Origin of the sequence: Delftia sp. GW456-R20 (assembly GCF_001622915.1) — a bacterium.
Classification (GTDB): Bacteria; Pseudomonadota; Gammaproteobacteria; order Burkholderiales; family Burkholderiaceae_C; genus Comamonas; species Comamonas acidovorans.
In genome coordinates this window covers 64,285-80,379 of sequence record NZ_LWCN01000003.1, presented here as the reverse complement: position 1 = coordinate 80,379, position 16,095 = coordinate 64,285, and the positions used below count along the sequence as shown (strand labels likewise).

Annotated in this window: 18 protein-coding genes; 8 read left to right on the top strand and 10 right to left on the bottom strand. The window is 66.5% G+C overall.

Translation table 11 applies throughout. The features are described from left to right. Window positions 1–13 precede the first annotated feature (13 nt). Window positions 14–787, bottom strand: coding sequence for an ABC transporter substrate-binding protein (locus A4F85_RS01635; RefSeq protein WP_063325443.1), 774 nt, complete (start codon window positions 785–787; stop codon window positions 14–16). Window positions 788–1,022: 235 nt separating this feature from the next. Between A4F85_RS01635 and A4F85_RS01630 the strand changes: the two genes are divergently transcribed. After that, a complete protein-coding gene (locus tag A4F85_RS01630; RefSeq protein ID WP_034365152.1) occupies window positions 1,023–1,802 on the top strand; it encodes an IclR family transcriptional regulator in 780 nt (259 codons plus the stop codon). A 100-nt stretch (window positions 1,803–1,902) separates the two neighbouring features. Here A4F85_RS01630 and A4F85_RS01625 read toward each other — a convergent pair whose 3' ends face one another. The 4 genes from A4F85_RS01625 to A4F85_RS01610 form a co-directional block, all read right to left on the bottom strand. After that, entirely contained in the window at window positions 1,903–2,676 is a 774-nt protein-coding gene (locus A4F85_RS01625; protein WP_034394337.1) for a sulfurtransferase, read from the bottom strand. Window positions 2,677–2,741: 65 nt separating this feature from the next. Then, complete coding sequence (locus A4F85_RS01620; protein WP_013802173.1) at window positions 2,742–3,611, bottom strand: MinD/ParA family protein; 870 nt, start codon at window positions 3,609–3,611, stop codon at window positions 2,742–2,744. Beyond that, window positions 3,598–4,461, bottom strand: a complete 864-nt coding sequence (locus A4F85_RS01615) for a GGDEF domain-containing protein (RefSeq protein ID WP_013802174.1) — start codon at window positions 4,459–4,461, stop codon at window positions 3,598–3,600. The genes A4F85_RS01620 and A4F85_RS01615 overlap by 14 nt, the downstream gene beginning before the upstream one ends. Further along, complete coding sequence (locus A4F85_RS01610; protein ID WP_013802175.1) at window positions 4,412–6,157, bottom strand: SulP family inorganic anion transporter; 1,746 nt, start codon at window positions 6,155–6,157, stop codon at window positions 4,412–4,414. The genes A4F85_RS01615 and A4F85_RS01610 overlap by 50 nt, the downstream gene beginning before the upstream one ends. Window positions 6,158–6,307: 150 nt before the next feature. Here A4F85_RS01610 and A4F85_RS01605 point away from each other — a divergent pair, with 150 nt between their 5' ends. The 5 genes from A4F85_RS01605 (at window position 6,308) to A4F85_RS01585 (ending at window position 11,130) form a co-directional block, all read left to right on the top strand. Next, window positions 6,308–6,778 carry a BON domain-containing protein gene (locus tag A4F85_RS01605; protein ID WP_013802176.1) on the top strand — a complete coding sequence of 157 codons (471 nt, stop codon included), beginning with the start codon at window positions 6,308–6,310 and terminating at the stop codon, window positions 6,776–6,778. A gap of 100 nt (window positions 6,779–6,878) precedes the next feature. Next, entirely contained in the window at window positions 6,879–8,108 is a 1,230-nt protein-coding gene (locus A4F85_RS01600; protein ID WP_063325924.1) for a PLP-dependent transferase, read from the top strand. Between the two features lie 98 nt (window positions 8,109–8,206). After that, entirely contained in the window at window positions 8,207–9,958 is a 1,752-nt protein-coding gene (locus tag A4F85_RS01595) for an alkaline phosphatase D family protein (protein WP_063325442.1), read from the top strand. Between the two features lie 112 nt (window positions 9,959–10,070). Beyond that, entirely contained in the window at window positions 10,071–10,880 is an 810-nt protein-coding gene (locus A4F85_RS01590; protein WP_063325441.1) for a DUF2189 domain-containing protein, read from the top strand. A gap of 64 nt (window positions 10,881–10,944) precedes the next feature. Further along, a complete protein-coding gene (locus A4F85_RS01585; protein WP_016451670.1) occupies window positions 10,945–11,130 on the top strand; it encodes a hypothetical protein in 186 nt (61 codons plus the stop codon). Between the two features lie 19 nt (window positions 11,131–11,149). On the opposite strand, the gene A4F85_RS01580 is transcribed toward A4F85_RS01585, so the two are convergent. Then, window positions 11,150–11,815, bottom strand: a complete 666-nt coding sequence (locus A4F85_RS01580; RefSeq protein ID WP_034398647.1) for an arylesterase — start codon at window positions 11,813–11,815, stop codon at window positions 11,150–11,152. A 16-nt stretch (window positions 11,816–11,831) separates the two neighbouring features. Here A4F85_RS01580 and A4F85_RS01575 point away from each other — a divergent pair, with 16 nt between their 5' ends. Next, entirely contained in the window at window positions 11,832–12,542 is a 711-nt protein-coding gene (locus A4F85_RS01575; RefSeq protein ID WP_013802182.1) for an ABC transporter ATP-binding protein, read from the top strand. Between the two features lie 25 nt (window positions 12,543–12,567). Here the strand turns inward: A4F85_RS01575 and sstT are convergent, their stop codons facing one another. After that, on the bottom strand, window positions 12,568–13,791 hold the full coding sequence (gene sstT, locus A4F85_RS01570) for a serine/threonine transporter SstT (protein ID WP_013802183.1): 1,224 nt from the start codon (window positions 13,789–13,791) through the stop codon (window positions 12,568–12,570). 217 nt (window positions 13,792–14,008) lie between these two features. On the opposite strand from sstT, the gene rlmB reads away from it, so the two are divergent. After that, entirely contained in the window at window positions 14,009–14,800 is a 792-nt protein-coding gene (rlmB, locus tag A4F85_RS01565; protein WP_012205857.1) for a 23S rRNA (guanosine(2251)-2'-O)-methyltransferase RlmB, read from the top strand. On the opposite strand, the gene A4F85_RS01560 is transcribed toward rlmB, so the two are convergent. From A4F85_RS01560 to A4F85_RS01550, 3 genes are read right to left on the bottom strand one after another with little or no spacing between them, the layout of a single operon-like run. Continuing rightward, a complete protein-coding gene (locus A4F85_RS01560) occupies window positions 14,797–15,198 on the bottom strand; it encodes a DUF1428 domain-containing protein (RefSeq protein WP_034394298.1) in 402 nt (133 codons plus the stop codon). The genes rlmB and A4F85_RS01560 overlap by 4 nt on opposite strands. A gap of 25 nt (window positions 15,199–15,223) precedes the next feature. Continuing rightward, a complete protein-coding gene (locus tag A4F85_RS01555; RefSeq protein ID WP_063325440.1) occupies window positions 15,224–15,700 on the bottom strand; it encodes an SRPBCC family protein in 477 nt (158 codons plus the stop codon). An 8-nt stretch (window positions 15,701–15,708) separates the two neighbouring features. Beyond that, on the bottom strand, window positions 15,709–16,092 hold the full coding sequence (locus A4F85_RS01550) for a VOC family protein (RefSeq protein ID WP_013802186.1): 384 nt from the start codon (window positions 16,090–16,092) through the stop codon (window positions 15,709–15,711). Window positions 16,093–16,095 lie beyond the last annotated feature (3 nt).

The window sequence follows — 16,095 nt, the reverse complement described above, 5'->3', positions numbered from 1 at the left end:
GCGTCCGATGTACTCAGATGCCCCACTTCTTGACGATCTGGGCCAGGGTGCCGTCTGCCTTGATGGTGGCGATGGCCTTGTTCAGGCGGGCCAGGGTTTCGGTGTCACCCTTGCGCACCACCAGGCACACATCCCCCACGTTGGAGGGCTTGTAGCTTTCGGCCAGCTTCACGCCCTGGAAGCTGTGCTGGCGTATCTGGTAGGCAATGATGGGCTGGTCACCCAGCCCTGCCTTGATGCGGCCAAGCGCCAGATCGCGCGTCATGTCGGCTACCGAGTCGTAGCTGCGCACTTCCCTGAAGATGCCCTTTTTCTGCAGCAGGTCGTAGAACACCGTGCCCACCTGGGCACCGACGACCTCGCCCTTGAGGTCGTCCAATGACACATAGGCCTTGGCATCGTCAGCCTTGACGATCAGGCCCTCGCCGTAGGAGTAGACCGCATCGCTGAAATCCACCACCTGCTGGCGTGCGGCGGTCTTGAGCATGGCGGCCGAGATGATGTCGATCTTGCTGGATGTGAGCGAGGGGATCAGCGCCGCAAAGCTGGTCTGCTGCACATGGGCCTGGAAGCCTCCCGCCTTGGCCACGGCCTGCATGGTGTCGACCATCATGCCCTGGATGCTGTTGCTCTTGACGTCCAGAAAGGTGAACGGAATGCCGGTGGGCGTGGCGCCCACGTTGTAGCTGGCCGGGGCGCTGCCGCCTTGCGCTGCAGCCAGCGCGACGGCGCCGGCTGCACACATGCCCAGGGCGAGGTGGAGGACGCGGTGGACAAAACCTGGCATTGCCTGACTCCTTGGCGTGAACGACGGAAGGAAACAGCAGGGACAGGTCACCTTGGGGGCAGCCCCTCGCCTGCAGCGGAGAATTCTCGGAACCGCGCCAATGATCAATGTGGATGAATCTTTAGGAAATAAGAGAAAACCACTAAGCAATTCAAAGAAATCGATATGCGATTCTTTGGAAGTGGATGCCTATACTTGCGCCATGCAAGCAACGCCTCAACCCGCTTCGTCACCGATGGATGACGACACCAACCCACTGTTCAACCAGTCGCTGGAGAAGGGCCTGGCCGTACTCTGCGCCTTCAGCGCGCAGCACCGGAGCATGACGCTGGCCGATGTGGCTGCCGCTGCGGGCATCAACAAAAGCTCGGCGCAACGCATGGTGTTCACGCTGGAGCAACTGGGCTATGTCCGCAAGCATCCGCAAACCCGGCGCTACCAGCTCGCGCCGCGCGTCATGCGCGTGGGCTACAACTACCTGGCGGCCAATCCGGTGATCGACCTGGCCAATCCGTATCTTTCGGAGCTGACCAAGATCACGACCGAGACCACCTGCCTGACCGAGCCCGACGGGCTGGAGATGGTCTACGTGGCACGCTTCATCAGCGCCCAGTTTGTACCGGTGCACATGCCCATTGGCAGTCGCATCCCCATGTACTGCACTGCCTCGGGGCGAGCCTGGCTGAGCGCACTGCCCGATGAAGAAGCCCTGGCCCTGCTGCGCCAGAGCGAGCGGACCGCGCACACACGTTTCACCATCACGGACGAGGCCGCCATCCTCGATGAACTGGCCCAGGCGCGTCGGCGCGGCTATGCCGTCAACCGGGAGGAACTCTTTCTGGGCGACATGACGCTGGGCGCGCCCGTCATCGGCAGCCATGGCCGCCCCGTGGCTGCCGTGCACATCGTCGCGCCGACCAGCCGATGGACGGTGGAGGAGGCGCAAGCCCGCCTGGGCCCAGGGCTGCTGGCCTGCGCCCGCTCGCTCAGCAACTCGGTGCGTGCCCTGGGTTGAACAGCGGCCGATGCTGCAGCCGGTACGGCCGCATTGGTGTCGCACGCCGCAAGCGTGGCGTGCATGCCCCGGGGCTTCAAGTCAGGGCTGGGGGAGCAGTCTATGGAGACGGAGTCTCCTGGGCCTGCGGATGCTCCAGCTGGGGTGCGGCCGACAGGTCCGCGTCCACGGCCCGGCGCTCGTCAAAGACGAAGCAGCCGCCGTCATAGAAGGCGCCGTCGGTTTCCTCGAAGTACTTGAGGATGCCGCCTTCCAGCTGGTAGACATGCTCCAGGCCCTCGTCCCGCATCAGGATGGCGGCCTTCTCGCAGCGTATGCCGCCCGTGCAGTAGCTGACCACGGTCTTGTCGGCCAGATCGGCCTTGTGGGCGCGCAGCGCGGGCGGGAACTCGGTGAACTTGGTGATGCGCCAGTCGATGGTGTCCTTGAAGGCGCCGGCATCGACCTCGAAGTCGTTGCGCGTGTCCAGCGTCACCACCTCGCGGCCCTCGTCATCGTGGCCCTGTTCCAGCCAGCGGCGCAGCGTGGCGGGGCTGACCGATGGCGCGCGGCCCTCTGCCGGGCGGATGGTGGGGTGGTCCATGCGGATGATCTCGCGCTTGACCTTGACCAGCATCTTGCGAAACGGCACGGTGTCGGACCAGCTTTCCTTGGGGGCCAGGTCGGCAAAGCGCTCATCGGCGCGCAACTGGTCAACGAAGCTGTGCACCGCCTGGGCGGGGCCGGCCAGGAAGAAGTTGATGCCTTCCTCGGCCAGGAGGATGGTGCCCTTGAGCGCCAGGGCCTGGGCGCGTTCGGCCAGGGTGTCGCGCAGCGCCGCTGCATCGGGCAGCGGCGTGAACTTGTAGCAGGAAATATTGAGGATGTCGGACACGGGCAGGCAGGCGGGTGCGGCACAGGCCGCGGGTTGGATCGGGGTGCCGGCGAGAGGCGACCCGATCAGCCGCCCGACACCAGCAGGGCCTTGATTTTATTGGCCAGCTGGGCCACTGCCAGCGAAGCCGGTGCGCCGGGCATGGACTGCAGCAGCAACTGGCGGCGCATCACCGCCTCGCGCACGGCCGGGTCGGACGGAATATCGCCCAGGTGCGTGAGCCGCAATGGCTCGCCGGAGGCCGTGTTGACAAAGCGGTTGAGCACCTGCTGCAGCTGGCCCGTGATGGCGCGGCCATCTCCGGGGCGTGCCGCCTGGTTGATGGCCAGGCGGATCTGCTGGCGTTTTTGCTGGATGGCCAGCACCTTGATGGCCGCATAGGCATCGGTCAGCGAGGTGGGCTCGGGCGTGGCGATGACCAGCACCTCGGTGGCCATGGACACGGAGAACAGCACCACGTCCGAGATGCCTGCGCCGGTGTCCAGCAGCACGATGTCGTAGCGCGGGGCCAGTGTCTCGATGGTGTGCGTGAACTGCTGGCGGATCTCGGGCGTGAGCCGCGAGTACTCGATCATCCCGGAGCCGGCCAGCAGCACCGAGTAGCCTCCGGGTGCGGGCAGGATGGCTTCCTCCAGCGAGGAACGGCCGGTGAATACATCGTGCAGCGTGACCTTGGGGTAGAGGTTGAGCACCACATCCAGGTTGGCCAGACCCAGGTCGGCGTCAAGCACCAGGACCTTGAGGCCATGGCGTGTCAGCGCTGCGGCCAGATTGGCCGAAACGAAGGTCTTGCCCACGCCGCCCTTGCCGCTGGTCACGGCGATGATGTGTCCGCGCGGCTTGGCGCGCACGGCATCGCTCATCGGAACGGCAGCGGGCAGGGAGGGGTGGGGAATGGCGTTGTCGCTTACCACCTGGCTATCAGCGGAGTCCATCTTCGGGGTCCACATCGGTTGCAATATCTGGATTCAGCCCATTGTCAAACGGGGACGGGGCATACAAAGGTCCGAAAAGCAGGCTTTTTTCCTCCGCGCTTACCGTACTGTCAGGTTGTTCTTCAATGTGCACGCGGTTGCGGCCGGCGGATTTGGCCAGGTACAACTGTTTGTCGGCACGCTCGGTCCACAAGGTTGTGGTGCTGCGTATCCACTGCAGCGCATAGGCGCCGCCGATGCTGATGGTGATCTGCAGTGTCAGCGTGGGTGAGATGACGACCGGCATGCGCTCGATGGCGCTGCGTATGCGTTCGGCCACGGAGACGCCGAAGGTCGCAGGGCAGGCGGGCAGCACGATGGCGAATTCCTCTCCTCCGTAGCGGGCCAGCGTGTCCATGGGGCGCACGCAATTGGTCAGGGTACGGGCCACCGACTGCAGAACCCGGTCGCCCACGATATGGCCGTGCTGGTCGTTGATCTGCTTGAAATGGTCGATGTCCAGCATCAGCATCAGGGCCGCTTCGCCAGACCGCGCCACGCGGTCGATCTCGCGCTCGGCAATGGTGCGGAAATGGCGGCGGTTGGCCAGCCCCGTGAGCGGGTCGCGCAGCGACAGCGAGCACAGTTCATCGATCAGCGCCTGCAGATATCGCGTCGGCGAATCCGTGGGCAGATGGACCGCCCCACCAGCGTGGGTAACCAGCGCGTGGGCTGTGGCCAGGCGCAGGTCGCGCAGGTATACGGATTGGTGGGATGCGGGGGCAGTCACGGAGGGCTGAATGAAAAGCCAGTGAAGTGTATCAGTGTGTAGGCTCGATTGTCGCCGCGCCGGCATCGACTTTTGCACCATCGGAGGTAACAGATGTTGATCCTGGTGCAGGCACGAACGGCGGCAGGGCAAGGGCGGCGAGGAATTCCGCATCGGTGCGGTACAGCCGCAGGTGCGGTCCGCGGTGCAGGGCGCCTGCCCGCAGCAGCACCTGCTCGGCCGGCAGCTTCAGGCCCACCACATGCAGCACGCCGCTGCGCTTGGCCGCCAGCAGTTGCAGGCGCACGAAGGTTTCCACGCCCGTCACGTCGATGCGGTTGATGGGCTGGGCCAGCAGGCACAGATGGTGTGTCTCCGGGCGCAGCGCCCATTCGTCACCGATACGACGCTCCAGGGCCGAGGCAGAGCCGAAGTCCAGCTCGGCATCCATGCGCAGGGCCAGCAGGCCCGGCGCCAGCGGCGGCAGTTGCCAGAGGTTGCGGTCGCGCAGGCTGCCGTCGGGATGCTGGCCCACTTCGATGATGCGCGGATGCAGGCGCTGGTAGAGGAAGTAGCCCAGGCTCAGCACAATGCCCGCGAACACGCCCCAGTACATGCGCGGCGCCGTGACGATGGTCAGCAGCAGCGTGGCCAGCGCAATGCTGCCCTCCACGCGCGACACCTTGAACAACTGCAGCAGCACGCGCGGCTTGACCAGGTTGACCACGGCCGTGATCACGATGGCCGCCAGCGCCGCCTTGGGCACGTGGTACAGCGCCGGGATGAACCACAGCACCACGATGACCACCAGCAGGATGGAGAACACGTTGGACCAGCCCGTCTTGGCGCCGGCCAGCAGGTTCACGGCCGAGCGCGAGAACGAGGCGCTGGTGGCAAAGCTGCCGAACAGGCCCGCACTGATCTTGGACAGCCCCTGGGCGACCAGGTCCTGGTTCTCGTTCCAGCGCGTGCCGGCCTGCTGGTGCTCCACCTGGGCGCTGGAGGCCGTCTCCAGAAAGCTCACCAGCGAGATCACCAGCACCGGCATCACCAGGGCGCCGAACTCGTCCCAGCTCAGCAATCCCGGCAACTGGAAGCTGGGCAGGCCTGCCGGCAGGTGGCCGACCACGGCGCCCCCGTCATCGGCAAAGTCCGTGGCCCAGCTGATCACGCCGGTCAGCGCAATGATGAAGATGGCCGAGGGAAAGGCGGCGCGCCAGCGCTTGGCCAGCACCAGCAGCGCAATGCTGGCAATGCCGTAGAGGATGGACTGCCAGTCGAAAAGCTGCAGCGAAGGCGTGTTCCAGACCGCGCTCCAGGTCGAACGCAGTCCCAGCAGGGTGGGCAACTGCGAGGCCAGGATCAGCAGCGCTGCCGCCTGCGTGAAACCCGTGAGCACGGGCGAGGTAACCAGGTTGAGCAGCCAGCCGGCGCGCATCAGGCCCAGCGACCACTGCACCAGGCCCGAAAGAATGGCCATCCAGGCGGCCAGGGCCACCCAGTGCGCGGAGCCGGGTTCGGCCAGGCCCGTGAGGGAGGCGCCGATCAGCAGGGCACTCAAGGCCGTGGGCCCCACACCCAGGCGCGGCGAGCCGCTGAACATCACGGCCACCAGGGCAGGGACGATGGAGGCGTAAATGCCGGTGATCAGCGGCATGCCGGCAAGCGCTGCATAGGCCACGCCCTGGGGCAGAAGCATCAGACCAACGGTGAGACCTGCCCAGAACTCCCCGCGCAGCACGGCTGCCGAGGGTTTGGGCCATGCCAGGAAGGGAAACCAGCGCGCCAGGGAATGCATGGCCGCTATTGTCATGCTAACTGGATGGTGCCGGGATGTTCGAGCTTGTCCTACAGGCGCTTGCGTCGGCGTCGTATGGGTTTGTCCCAGGGCCATAAATAAAGTCGAGGCCTGTGTTGACCGCCTCACAACTATTCAAGGAGTAACCGCATGACTTTCATCACCCAACGCTGCTGCCACATCCTCGCCGTGTCCGCCCTTGCCTTCGGCCTCGCCGCATGCGGCAAGACCGAAGACACTGCCGGCCAAAAGCTCGACTCCGCCGTCCAGCAGTCCCAGCAGGCCGCGCAAAGCGCAGGCCAGAAGATCGACAACGCCATGAGCAGCGCCGGCACCAAGATCGAGGAAGGCGCGATGAAGGCCGAAACGGCCACCAACAACGCCATGAGCCAGGCAGGCGCCGCGCTCGACGATGCAGGCATCACCGCCCAGATCAAGGCCGACCTGATCAAGGAACCCGATATCTCCGCCCTCAAGATCGACGTGGACACCAAGGCCGGCGCCGTCACGCTGACCGGCTCGGTGCCCAGCGATGCGCTCAAGATGCGCGCCGGCGACATTGCCAAGGCCGTCAAGGGCGTGAACAACGTCAGCAACATGCTGGAGATCAAGGCCAGCTGATCGCAGCCACCGGCTTTGCTCCCTCAATGAAAACCAGGCGCTCTGTCCGCCTGGTTTTTTTATGCCTGAACGCCGTGGCCCAGCGCATAAGATGCGCTGCATGAGCACACCCGACCTGCAGATCAGCACCCATCTCATCCACCATCCCTACCAGCCGCCCGAAGGCTTTGTCGCGCCGCAGCCGCCGGTGCACAAGGCCTCGACGGTGATCTTCGAGAACGTGGCGGCCATGCGCCGCCGCCAGTGGCTGGACAAGAGCAGCTACACCTACGGCCTGCACGGCACGCCCACCACGTTCTTGCTGGAAGAGCGCCTGAGCGCGCTGGAAGGCGGCCTGCAATGCCTGCTGGTGCCCAGCGGCCTGGCGGCCATTGCCACCACCTCTCTGGCCCTGCTGCGCACCGGCGACGAGATGCTGCTGCCCGACAACGCCTACGGTCCCAACAAGACCCTGAGCGAGGGCGAGCTGGCCCATTTCGGCGTGCGCCACCAGTGCTACGACGCCATGGATGTTGCCGACCTCGAAGCCAAAATCACGCCCAAGACGCGTTTGGTCTGGCTGGAGGCGCCGGGCTCGGTGACCATGGAGTTCCCTGACCTCATCGCCATGGTGCGCCTGTGCCGCGCGCGCGGCATCACCACCGTGCTGGACAACACCTGGGGTGCGGGCCTGGCCTTCAATCCCTTCGACCTGCTGGGCGACGGCTCGCACAGCCTGGGCGTGGACGGCACCGTCCATGCGCTCACCAAGTACCCCAGCGGCGGTGGCGATGTGCTCATGGGCAGCATCATCACGCGCGACCAGGCGCTGCACATGCGCATCAAGCTGGCCCATATGCGGCTGGGCCTGGGCGTGGGCGGCAACGACACCGAGGCCGTGCTGCGATCGCTGCCCAGCATTGCGCTGCGCTACCACGCACAGGACCGCGCCGCGCGCGAGCTGGCGCGCTGGCTGCAGCAGCAGCCGGCCGTGGTCCAGGTGCTGCATCCCGCGCTGGAAGGCGCTCCGGGCCACGAGAACTGGAAGGCCCTGTGCGGAGCCGCCGGCGGCGGCGAGGGCGTGGCGGCCGGCCTGTTCAGCGTGGTCATCGACCCGCGCCACGGCCAGCCGGCCGTGGACCGCTTCTGCGACAGCCTGCGCCTGTTCAAGATCGGCTACAGCTGGGGCGGCCCCATCAGCCTGGTCGTGCCCTATGAGCTGCCGTCCATGCGCAGCTGCCCCACGCCCCAGCTGCGCAGCGGCACCGTGGTGCGCTTTGCCATCGGCCTGGAGGCCGTGCAGGACCTGCGTGCCGACCTGGAGCAGGCCCTGGCCGCTGCGTTCGCATAGTTGAGCGCCAGGCGCCGGTGACATGCGCCTGTCACCGGCAGCACCGATGCTCGTTGGCTTCATACCATCCCACGGGGGCCTCCAGGCCCTGGTTCAGCATGAAGCACAAAGAGAGCATCACCAATATCCTGCAGCACGCGAAGACCGCGTCCAATGGGTCCGGCATCGTGGCCAGCCGCCGCCATTTCGTGCGCGGCATGGGCGCATCGGCCCTGGCGCTGCCACTGGCCGGCTGCGGCGGCTCCGATGGCGACAGCAGCATTCCCGTCGAGTTCCGCCACGGCGTGGCCAGCGGCGACCCGTTGAGCGACCGCGTCATCCTCTGGACCCGCGTGACGCCACCCCAGGGCCATTCCAGCGATATCGAGGTGGAGTGGGAAGTGGCATCGGACGCCGACTTCAAGACCATCGTGGTGTCGGGCAAGGCCATGGCGCGCGCCACCCAGGACTTCACCTTCAAGGCCGACGCCACGGGCCTCAAGCCCGCCACGCGCTACCACTACCGCTTTCGCTGCCAGGGCATGACCAGCGCCACGGGCCGCACGCGCACCCTGCCCGTGGGCGCCGTGCAGCAGGTCAAGCTGGCCGTGTTCTCCTGCGCCAACTACCCGGCGGGCTACTTCAACGTCTACGCGCATGCCGCGCGCCAGGGCGACCTGGATGCCACCGTGCACCTGGGCGACTACATCTATGAGTACGCACGCGGAGGCTATGCCAATGGCAAGGCCGAAGCCATGCAACGCCAGAGCCTGCCGGCCAACGAAATCGTCAGCCTGGCCGACTACCGCCAGCGCCATGCCCAGTACAAGAGCGATGCCGACCTGCAGGCCCTGCATGCGGCGGCTCCCATGATTGCCGTCTGGGACGATCACGAAGTCTCCAACGACACCTGGATGCACGGCGCCGAAAACCACCAGCCGGCCACCGAGGGCGATTTCGAACTGCGCAAGGTGGCCGCGCTCAAGGCCTATCACGAGTGGATGCCCACGCGCAACGCGCAGCCCGAGATCATCTACCGCAGCTTCGCCTTCGGCGACCTGCTGGCGCTGCACATGCTGGACACGCGCGTCATCGGCCGCGACAAACAACTGGACTACGCCGACTACTTCACCGCCCAGGGCCTGGACGCGGCACGCTTCACCTCCGACATGGCCAATCCTGCGCGCCAGCTCATGGGCGTCACCCAGACCCAGTGGCTGGGCCAGCAGCTGGCAGCTTCGCAGGCCACCTGGCAGGTGCTGGGCCAGCAGGTGCTGATGGGGCGCATGGAGCTGCCGGCGCCCTTGCTGATGGACATCCTGAGCCCCGGCAGCGGTGTCTCGCTGCCGGCCTACGCGGCGCTGCTGGCCAAGGCGCAGGCGAACCCGGCCAGCCTGACGGCGGCGGAAAAGGCCATCCTGGCCCAGCCCAGCATTCCCTACAACCTCGATGCCTGGGACGGCTATGCCGTGGCACGCGAGACCGTGCTGGCCACGGCGCGCAGCCTGGGCAAGAACCTGGTCGTGCTGGCCGGTGACACCCACAATGCCTGGGCCAGCGAACTGCGCGACCGCAGCGGGCAGGGCGTGGGCGTGGAGTTCGCCACCTCGTCCGTCAGCTCGCCGGGTTTCGAGGAATACCTGTCGGGCCAGGACCCGGCCCAGCTGCGTGGCGCGCTGCTGCAATTCATCTCCACGCTCAAGTACTGCGATACCTCGCGCCGTGGCTACATGATCGTCACGGCCACGCCGCAGGCCTGCCAGGCCGAGTGGATCTACGTGGACACCGTGTTCAGCCGCCAATACCAGGCTGTGCGCGATGCGGCCTGGAAGGTGCTGCCCGGCCAGCCGGGCAAGCTGGTCCAGGCCTGAGTGCAGACTCGGGTACAGACCTGGGGGTCTGGGCGGGCCTCGGTAGTTTCCGCCATGGCAGCAGTGCCATGGCTGCGATAACTTTGGACTCGCTGATCCAGGAGGTCCAGGCATGCAGGCATCCCCCGCTCCCGAGAAAGCTTCCGACAACCCGGCCGGCATGCTGCAGGTGCAACTGCTGCGCATGGCCGATCCCTGGCGCTGGCTGGCCCTGGGCTGGCGCGATCTGCGGCGTGCGCCCGGCGTGGCGCTGTTCTACGGCCTGTGCTTCTGGGCCATGGCCCTGCTGATCGGCTGGGTGTTCCGCGCCAGCCCGGAATACAGCATGGCCATGGCCAGCGGCTGCCTGCTCATCGGCCCCTTCCTGGCCATGGGCCTGTACGACACCAGCCGCAGGCTGGAGCGGGGCTTGCCGCCCCAACTGAGCAGCTCGCTGACCTGCTGGGACACGCAGATGGGCAGCATGGGCATGCTGGTCATGGTGCTGCTGGTTCTGGAGATGCTCTGGGCGCGCGCCTCCATGGTGGTCTTTGCCGTGTTCTTCGATACCGGCATGCCGACCACGGCCGGCATGCTGCAGGCCGTGGCCCGGCCCGAGAACTGGGAATTCCTGGCCATCTACCTGCTGGTCGGCGGCGCATTCGCGGCCCTGGTGTTCGCCAGCATGGTGGTGGCGCTCCCGGCCATGCTGGACCGGGGCAGCGATGCGCTCACGGCCTGCATCACCAGCATGCGCGTGGTCGGTCTGAACCTGGCCGTCATGCTGCAGTGGGCCGCGATCATCACCGTGCTGGTGGCGGTTGCCCTGTGGTGGCATGGCGCGGGCCTGCTGCTGGTGGGGCCTTTGCTGGGCTGTGCCAGTTGGCATGCATACCGTTGCAGCGTGTGCGATTCCGCCGTGCCTGCGTCCACCATATCCTGAGGTTTTCCTGGCATGCCCCGTCTTGCGGCTACAGTGGGGCTTGCAACAACAGAGGAGTCCACCTGTGGCGACACCCAATTACGCCTATGAAAAACGCCAGCGCGAACTGGCCAAGAAGCAGAAGAAGCTAGAGAAGGAGAAGGCCAAGGCCGAAAAAAGACCCGACGACCATGAGGGCGGCGGCTCAGAAGGTAATGCGCAGGCATCTCCTGCAGCAGCCCGTCCCGGCGAGGAAGGCCGCGGCAGCTGACACCCTGCCTGCCCTGAGCTCAGGGCAGCAGCTTGCTGAGCTGGGGCCAGACGTTGTCCAGCATGCGCGGCTGGGCCTTGGCCGTGGGGTGGATGCGGTCGGCCTGGAACCACTGGGCCGAATCGGCCGCATCACCGATGCCGGCCAGCAGGAAGGGCACCAGCGGCACCTTCTGCTCCTGCGCCACCTTGGCAAACAACTGCTCGAACTGGCGCGTATAGCCGCTGCCATAGTTGGGCGGCACCTGCATGCCCACCAGCAGTACCTTGGCTCCGGCATCCCGGGCCGCGCGCACCATGGCGTCCAGATTGCCCTGTGTGCTTTGCAGCGGCAGACCCCGCAGCGCATCGTTGCCACCCAATTCGATCACCACCACCGATGGCTTGTGCTGCTTGAGCAAGGCAGGCAGGCGAGAGCGGCCGCCCGAGGTGGTCTCCCCGCTCACGCTGGCGTTGACCAGCGGCACATTCTTTGGGCTCTCCTGCAGGCGCTTTTGCAGCAGTGCCACCCAGCCCGTGCCACGGGCCAGTCCGTATTCGGCACTCAGCGAGTCGCCCAGCACCAGCAGCGGGCCCGTCTCGGCTGCCCACGTGGACGTGGCCGTCCAAGTACCCAGCAGGCCGAAGGCCAAGCCGGCCGATATAAAGTGGCGGCGTCGGCGCATTGCGCGCAGCTTGTCTTGCATCGTCTTCCCATCCTCCATGTCACAAAGCACTGCCCAGCCCCTGATCGAAGTCGAGCATGTCTTCAAGTCGGTCAGCGATTCGACCGGAACACTGGATATTCTGCGGGATATCGATCTGCGTTTTGCCGCAAGGGAAACCGTGGCCATCGTCGGTGCCTCGGGCTCGGGCAAAAGCACGCTGCTGTCCATTCTTGCCGGCCTGGATACGCCTACGCGCGGCACGGTGCGGCTGCAGGGCCAGGACATGTTCGCGCTGGATGAGGATGCACGCGCCGCCGTGCGCGCGCAAAAGCTGGGCTTTGTGTTCCAGAGCTTCCAGCTGCTGGGCAATCTGACGGCGCTGGAGAACGTGATGCTGCCGCTGGAGTTGGCGGGCAGCCGCGAGGCCCGCCGCCGCGCCACCGAGATGCTGGAGCGCGTTGGCCTGGGGCAGCGCCTGGGCCACTATCCCAAGCTGCTGTCGGGCGGCGAGCAGCAGCGCGTGGCGCTGGCCCGCGCCTTCGTGGTCGAGCCCGCCGTGCTGCTGGCCGACGAGCCCACGGGCAGCCTGGACTTTGCGACCGGCGAAACCATCATGGAGCTGATGTTCGCGCTCAACCGCGAACGCGGCACGACGCTGGTCATGGTCACCCATGACCGAGCCATCGCCGCGCGCTGCGAGCGCCGCGTGACCATCGAGGCCGGCCGCGTCGCCAGCATCGAAGAGGGGCAGGCGCTGGCGGCCTGATTGGAACGCCGGCAAGGGGTGGCGCTCAGGCCGCCACGGCCTCACGGCGCCCGGCTGCCTCGCAGGCAGCTGCCGTGAAGATCACGTCGGTCGAGGAATTCAGCGCGGTTTCGGCCGAGTCCTGGATCACGCCGATCACAAAGCCCACGCCCACCACCTGCATGGCCAGATCGTTGGAGATGCCGAACAGGCTGCAGGCCAGCGGAATCAGCAGCAGCGAGCCGCCGGCCACGCCCGAGGCGCCGCAGGCGCAGACCGCGGACACCACGCACAGCAAGATGGCGGTCAGCAGATCGACCTCGATGCCCAGCGTATGGGCCGCAGCCAGCGAGAGCACGCTGATGGTGACGGCGGCGCCGGCCATGTTGATGGTGGCGCCCAGCGGGATGGAGACGCTGTAGGTGTCCTCATCCAGGCCCAGGCGCTTGGCCAGCGCCAGGTTCACCGGAATGTTGGCGGCCGAGCTGCGCGTGAAGAAGGCCGTCACCGCGCTCTCGCGCAGGCAGGTCAGCACCAGCGGATAGGGGTTGCGGCGCGTCTGTGTCCAGACGATGAGCGGGTTCACCACCAGGGCCACGAAGAGCATGCAGCCTAGCAGCACGGCCAGCAGGTGCGCGTAGTCCAGCAGCTTTTCCAGGCCCGACTGGGCAAAGGTGCCCGCCACCAGGCCGAAGATGCCAAGCGGCGCCAGACGGATCACGCCCTGGATCACGCGGGTGATGGCCTGGCCCAGGTCCTGCATCACGGTGCGCGTGGACTCCGAGGCATGACGCAGGGCCATGCCCATGGCCAGTGCCCAGGCGAGGATGCCGATGTAGTTGGCATTCATCAGCGCACGCACGGGGTTGTCGAAGGCGCTTTGCACCAGGGCCATCAGCACTTCGCCAATGCGCCCGGGCGCGCCCTGGGCCGGGGCGGCATCCTTGAACTGGATGGTGGAAGGGAAGGCCATGCTGGCCGCCACGGCGACCACGGCCGCCGCAAAGGTGCCCAGCACATACAGCCACAGGATGGGACGGATCTGCGTGGCCTGGCCAGGCCGGTGGTTGCTGGTGGCCGAGACCACCAGCAGCAGCACCAGCACGGGCGCCACGGCCTTGAGGGCGGAGATGAACAGCGTGCCCAGCAGGGACACGGACTGGGCGGCCTCGGGCCAGAGCCAGGCCAGCAGGCCGCCAGCGACCAGGCTGATGGCGATCTGGCCTACCAGGCTGGTGCGGGCAAGCCGAGCGAAGAGGGCTTTGAGCATGATGGTTGGCAAAGAAAAGGAAAAAACTCAAGCGATGGAAAAATGCAAAGCGGCATGCCCGTGGCTACGGTGCATGCCGCAATGTGCAGGGCTGCTGGAAGGCGGCCAAGCCGCGCAGTGTAGCGGCTACGTAAAAACCACAGGAGCCGTTGCGCGCAGACGGGCTTCGCAAGGCGGGGCCCGGGGCACCGCTCAATTGGCGGGATAATTGCGCCCCATGTCGTCCCCCAAAGTTCTCTTCGGCTTCCACGCCGTCGGCGTGCGCATGAAGACCGCGCCCCAATCCATCATCGAGGTCTACTACGAGGCCACGCGCCGCGATGCGCGCATGCGCCAGTTCCTCGACCGCGCCAAGTCGGCCGGCGTCCGGCTGATTGAGGCCGACGGTGAACGCCTTGCCAAGCTGGCCGGCAGCCATGGCCACCAGGGCGTGGCCGCGCGCGTGGAGGCCGTGGCCCAGGTGCATTCGCTGGACGAATTGCTGGAGCAGCTGGAGGCTGACGGCATCAGCAAGCCGCTGCTGCTGGTGCTGGACGGCGTGACCGATCCGCACAACCTGGGGGCCTGCCTGCGCGTGGCCGATGGCGCCGGCGCCCATGCGGTGATTGCGCCCAAGGACCATGCGGTAGGCGTGAACGCCACCGTGGCCAAGGTGGCCAGCGGCGCGGCCGAGACCGTGCCCTATTTCATGGTCACCAACCTGGCGCGCACGCTCAATGAGCTCAAGGAGCGCGACATCTGGATCATCGGCACCAGCGACGATGCGCCCAAGACCCTGTACGAGGTGGACCTCACGGGCCCCACGGCCCTGGTGCTGGGCGCCGAAGGCGACGGCATGCGCCAGCTCACGCGCAAAACCTGCGACGAGCTGATCGGCATCCCCATGATGGGCGCCGTCTCCAGCCTCAACGTGTCCGTGGCCAGCGGCGTGTGCCTGTACGAAGCGCTGCGCCAGCGCGGCCAGGGCACCACGCCTGCCGTGTCTGCCGCCCCGGCTGACCAGATCTAGGCCGGCGCGCCGCTGGCGCCCGCACTTGCACCCTCGCCCGTGCCCAGTTCCACCACGCTCTCGAAGCCGCCCCAGAACATGCGCTTGGCGTCGAAGGGCATGGTGGCTGGGTCCATGGAGGCAATGCGCGGGTCCTTCATGACGGCGGCATTGATGCGGTCGCGCTCCGCGCGCGACGCATAGATGATCCATGAGAAGAACACGATCTCGCCTTCCTTGAGCTGCACGGCCTGGGGAAACGAGGTCAGCTTGCCCATGGGCACGTCGTCGCCCGCGCATTCCCAGTACTGCAGTGCGCCGTACTCCATCCATACCTTGCCTGCGGCCTGCGCCACCTCGCGGTAGGCCTGCAGGTTGGCCCGGGGAACGGGCAGCACGAATCCGTCGATGTAGTGCATGGCTCTCTCCTGGTGAAATCCGGCTTCAGAGCCGGGCTGCGAGCTCGGCCAGCTGGTCAGTGCACTGGCCCCAGCCGGTGTGAAAACCCATGGCTTCGTGCTGGGCGCGGTCGGCAGCACTCCAATGGCGCACCCGGGCGGTATAGCGGGTCTGGCTGCCTTCGGGGTCAAAGCTGACGATGCCCGTCATGAAGGGCTTGTCGGCAGGCACCCAGCCTTGGGTGAATGCGTCGGTGAAGACCAGGCGGCGGTTGGGAATGACTTCCAGATAGACACCGCTGCCGGGCATCTCCTGGCCTTCAGGGCTGCGCATGACGATGAGGCTGTGGCCGCCGGGCCGCACATCGTTGTCCACGCGGGACACGCTCCAGGAGCTGGGCGCAAACCATTGCTGGATCAGCGCGGGCTCGGTCCAGCAGCGGTAGAGCCTGTCGGCGGGAATGTCCAGCAGCCGCGTGAGCACCAGGTCGTTGGCGTGTTCGGGAAGGTCTTTTGCTGTCATGGCGCTTCTCATTGCATGGAATGCAGGCCGATTCGGTTGCCCTCTGTGTCCACCACGACGGCGCAGTGCCCGTGGGGGCCTATGGAGAATTTGGCCTGCTCGATGCGCCCGCCTGCGGCCTCGACGCGGCCCTGTTCGATGGCACAGTCCTCGCAGCCGAAATAGACCAGGGTGCCGCCGCCGCCGGAAGGTGCGCCGTCCATCCGCACCAGCATTCCGCCCGCGCCGGGGCCTGTCATGTCCATCGGAAAGGACAGCATCTCCTGGCTGTCGGAGCCATCTGGCGCCGGCAGATGCTCCAGCTTGCCCTGGAAGACGGTTTCATAGAACCGGCGCGCACGCGCCATGTCCTGCACATGGATCTCGAACCAGACGACGGGATTGGCGTTCATGAA

What these genes read in the sequence shown, in the direction of transcription:
- A4F85_RS01610 (WP_013802175.1), bottom strand. Translation starts at nt 6,157, where the DNA reads ATGCATTCCCTGGCGCGCTGGTTTCCCTTCCTGGCATGGCCCAAACCC.
- A4F85_RS01595 (WP_063325442.1), top strand. Translation starts at nt 8,207, where the DNA reads ATGAAGCACAAAGAGAGCATCACCAATATCCTGCAGCACGCGAAGACC.
- A4F85_RS01620 (WP_013802173.1), bottom strand. Translation starts at nt 3,611, where the DNA reads ATGGACTCCGCTGATAGCCAGGTGGTAAGCGACAACGCCATTCCCCAC.
- A4F85_RS01555 (WP_063325440.1), bottom strand. Translation starts at nt 15,700, where the DNA reads ATGACAGCAAAAGACCTTCCCGAACACGCCAACGACCTGGTGCTCACG.
- A4F85_RS01630 (WP_034365152.1), top strand. Translation starts at nt 1,023, where the DNA reads ATGGATGACGACACCAACCCACTGTTCAACCAGTCGCTGGAGAAGGGC.
- A4F85_RS01590 (WP_063325441.1), top strand. Translation starts at nt 10,071, where the DNA reads ATGCAGGCATCCCCCGCTCCCGAGAAAGCTTCCGACAACCCGGCCGGC.
- A4F85_RS01600 (WP_063325924.1), top strand. Translation starts at nt 6,879, where the DNA reads ATGAGCACACCCGACCTGCAGATCAGCACCCATCTCATCCACCATCCC.
- sstT (WP_013802183.1), bottom strand. Translation starts at nt 13,791, where the DNA reads ATGCTCAAAGCCCTCTTCGCTCGGCTTGCCCGCACCAGCCTGGTAGGC.
- A4F85_RS01605 (WP_013802176.1), top strand. Translation starts at nt 6,308, where the DNA reads ATGACTTTCATCACCCAACGCTGCTGCCACATCCTCGCCGTGTCCGCC.
- A4F85_RS01560 (WP_034394298.1), bottom strand. Translation starts at nt 15,198, where the DNA reads ATGCACTACATCGACGGATTCGTGCTGCCCGTTCCCCGGGCCAACCTG.
- A4F85_RS01635 (WP_063325443.1), bottom strand. Translation starts at nt 787, where the DNA reads ATGCCAGGTTTTGTCCACCGCGTCCTCCACCTCGCCCTGGGCATGTGT.
- A4F85_RS01580 (WP_034398647.1), bottom strand. Translation starts at nt 11,815, where the DNA reads ATGCAAGACAAGCTGCGCGCAATGCGCCGACGCCGCCACTTTATATCG.
- A4F85_RS01550 (WP_013802186.1), bottom strand. Translation starts at nt 16,092, where the DNA reads ATGAACGCCAATCCCGTCGTCTGGTTCGAGATCCATGTGCAGGACATG.
- A4F85_RS01615 (WP_013802174.1), bottom strand. Translation starts at nt 4,461, where the DNA reads ATGGTGCAAAAGTCGATGCCGGCGCGGCGACAATCGAGCCTACACACT.
- rlmB (WP_012205857.1), top strand. Translation starts at nt 14,009, where the DNA reads ATGTCGTCCCCCAAAGTTCTCTTCGGCTTCCACGCCGTCGGCGTGCGC.
- A4F85_RS01575 (WP_013802182.1), top strand. Translation starts at nt 11,832, where the DNA reads ATGTCACAAAGCACTGCCCAGCCCCTGATCGAAGTCGAGCATGTCTTC.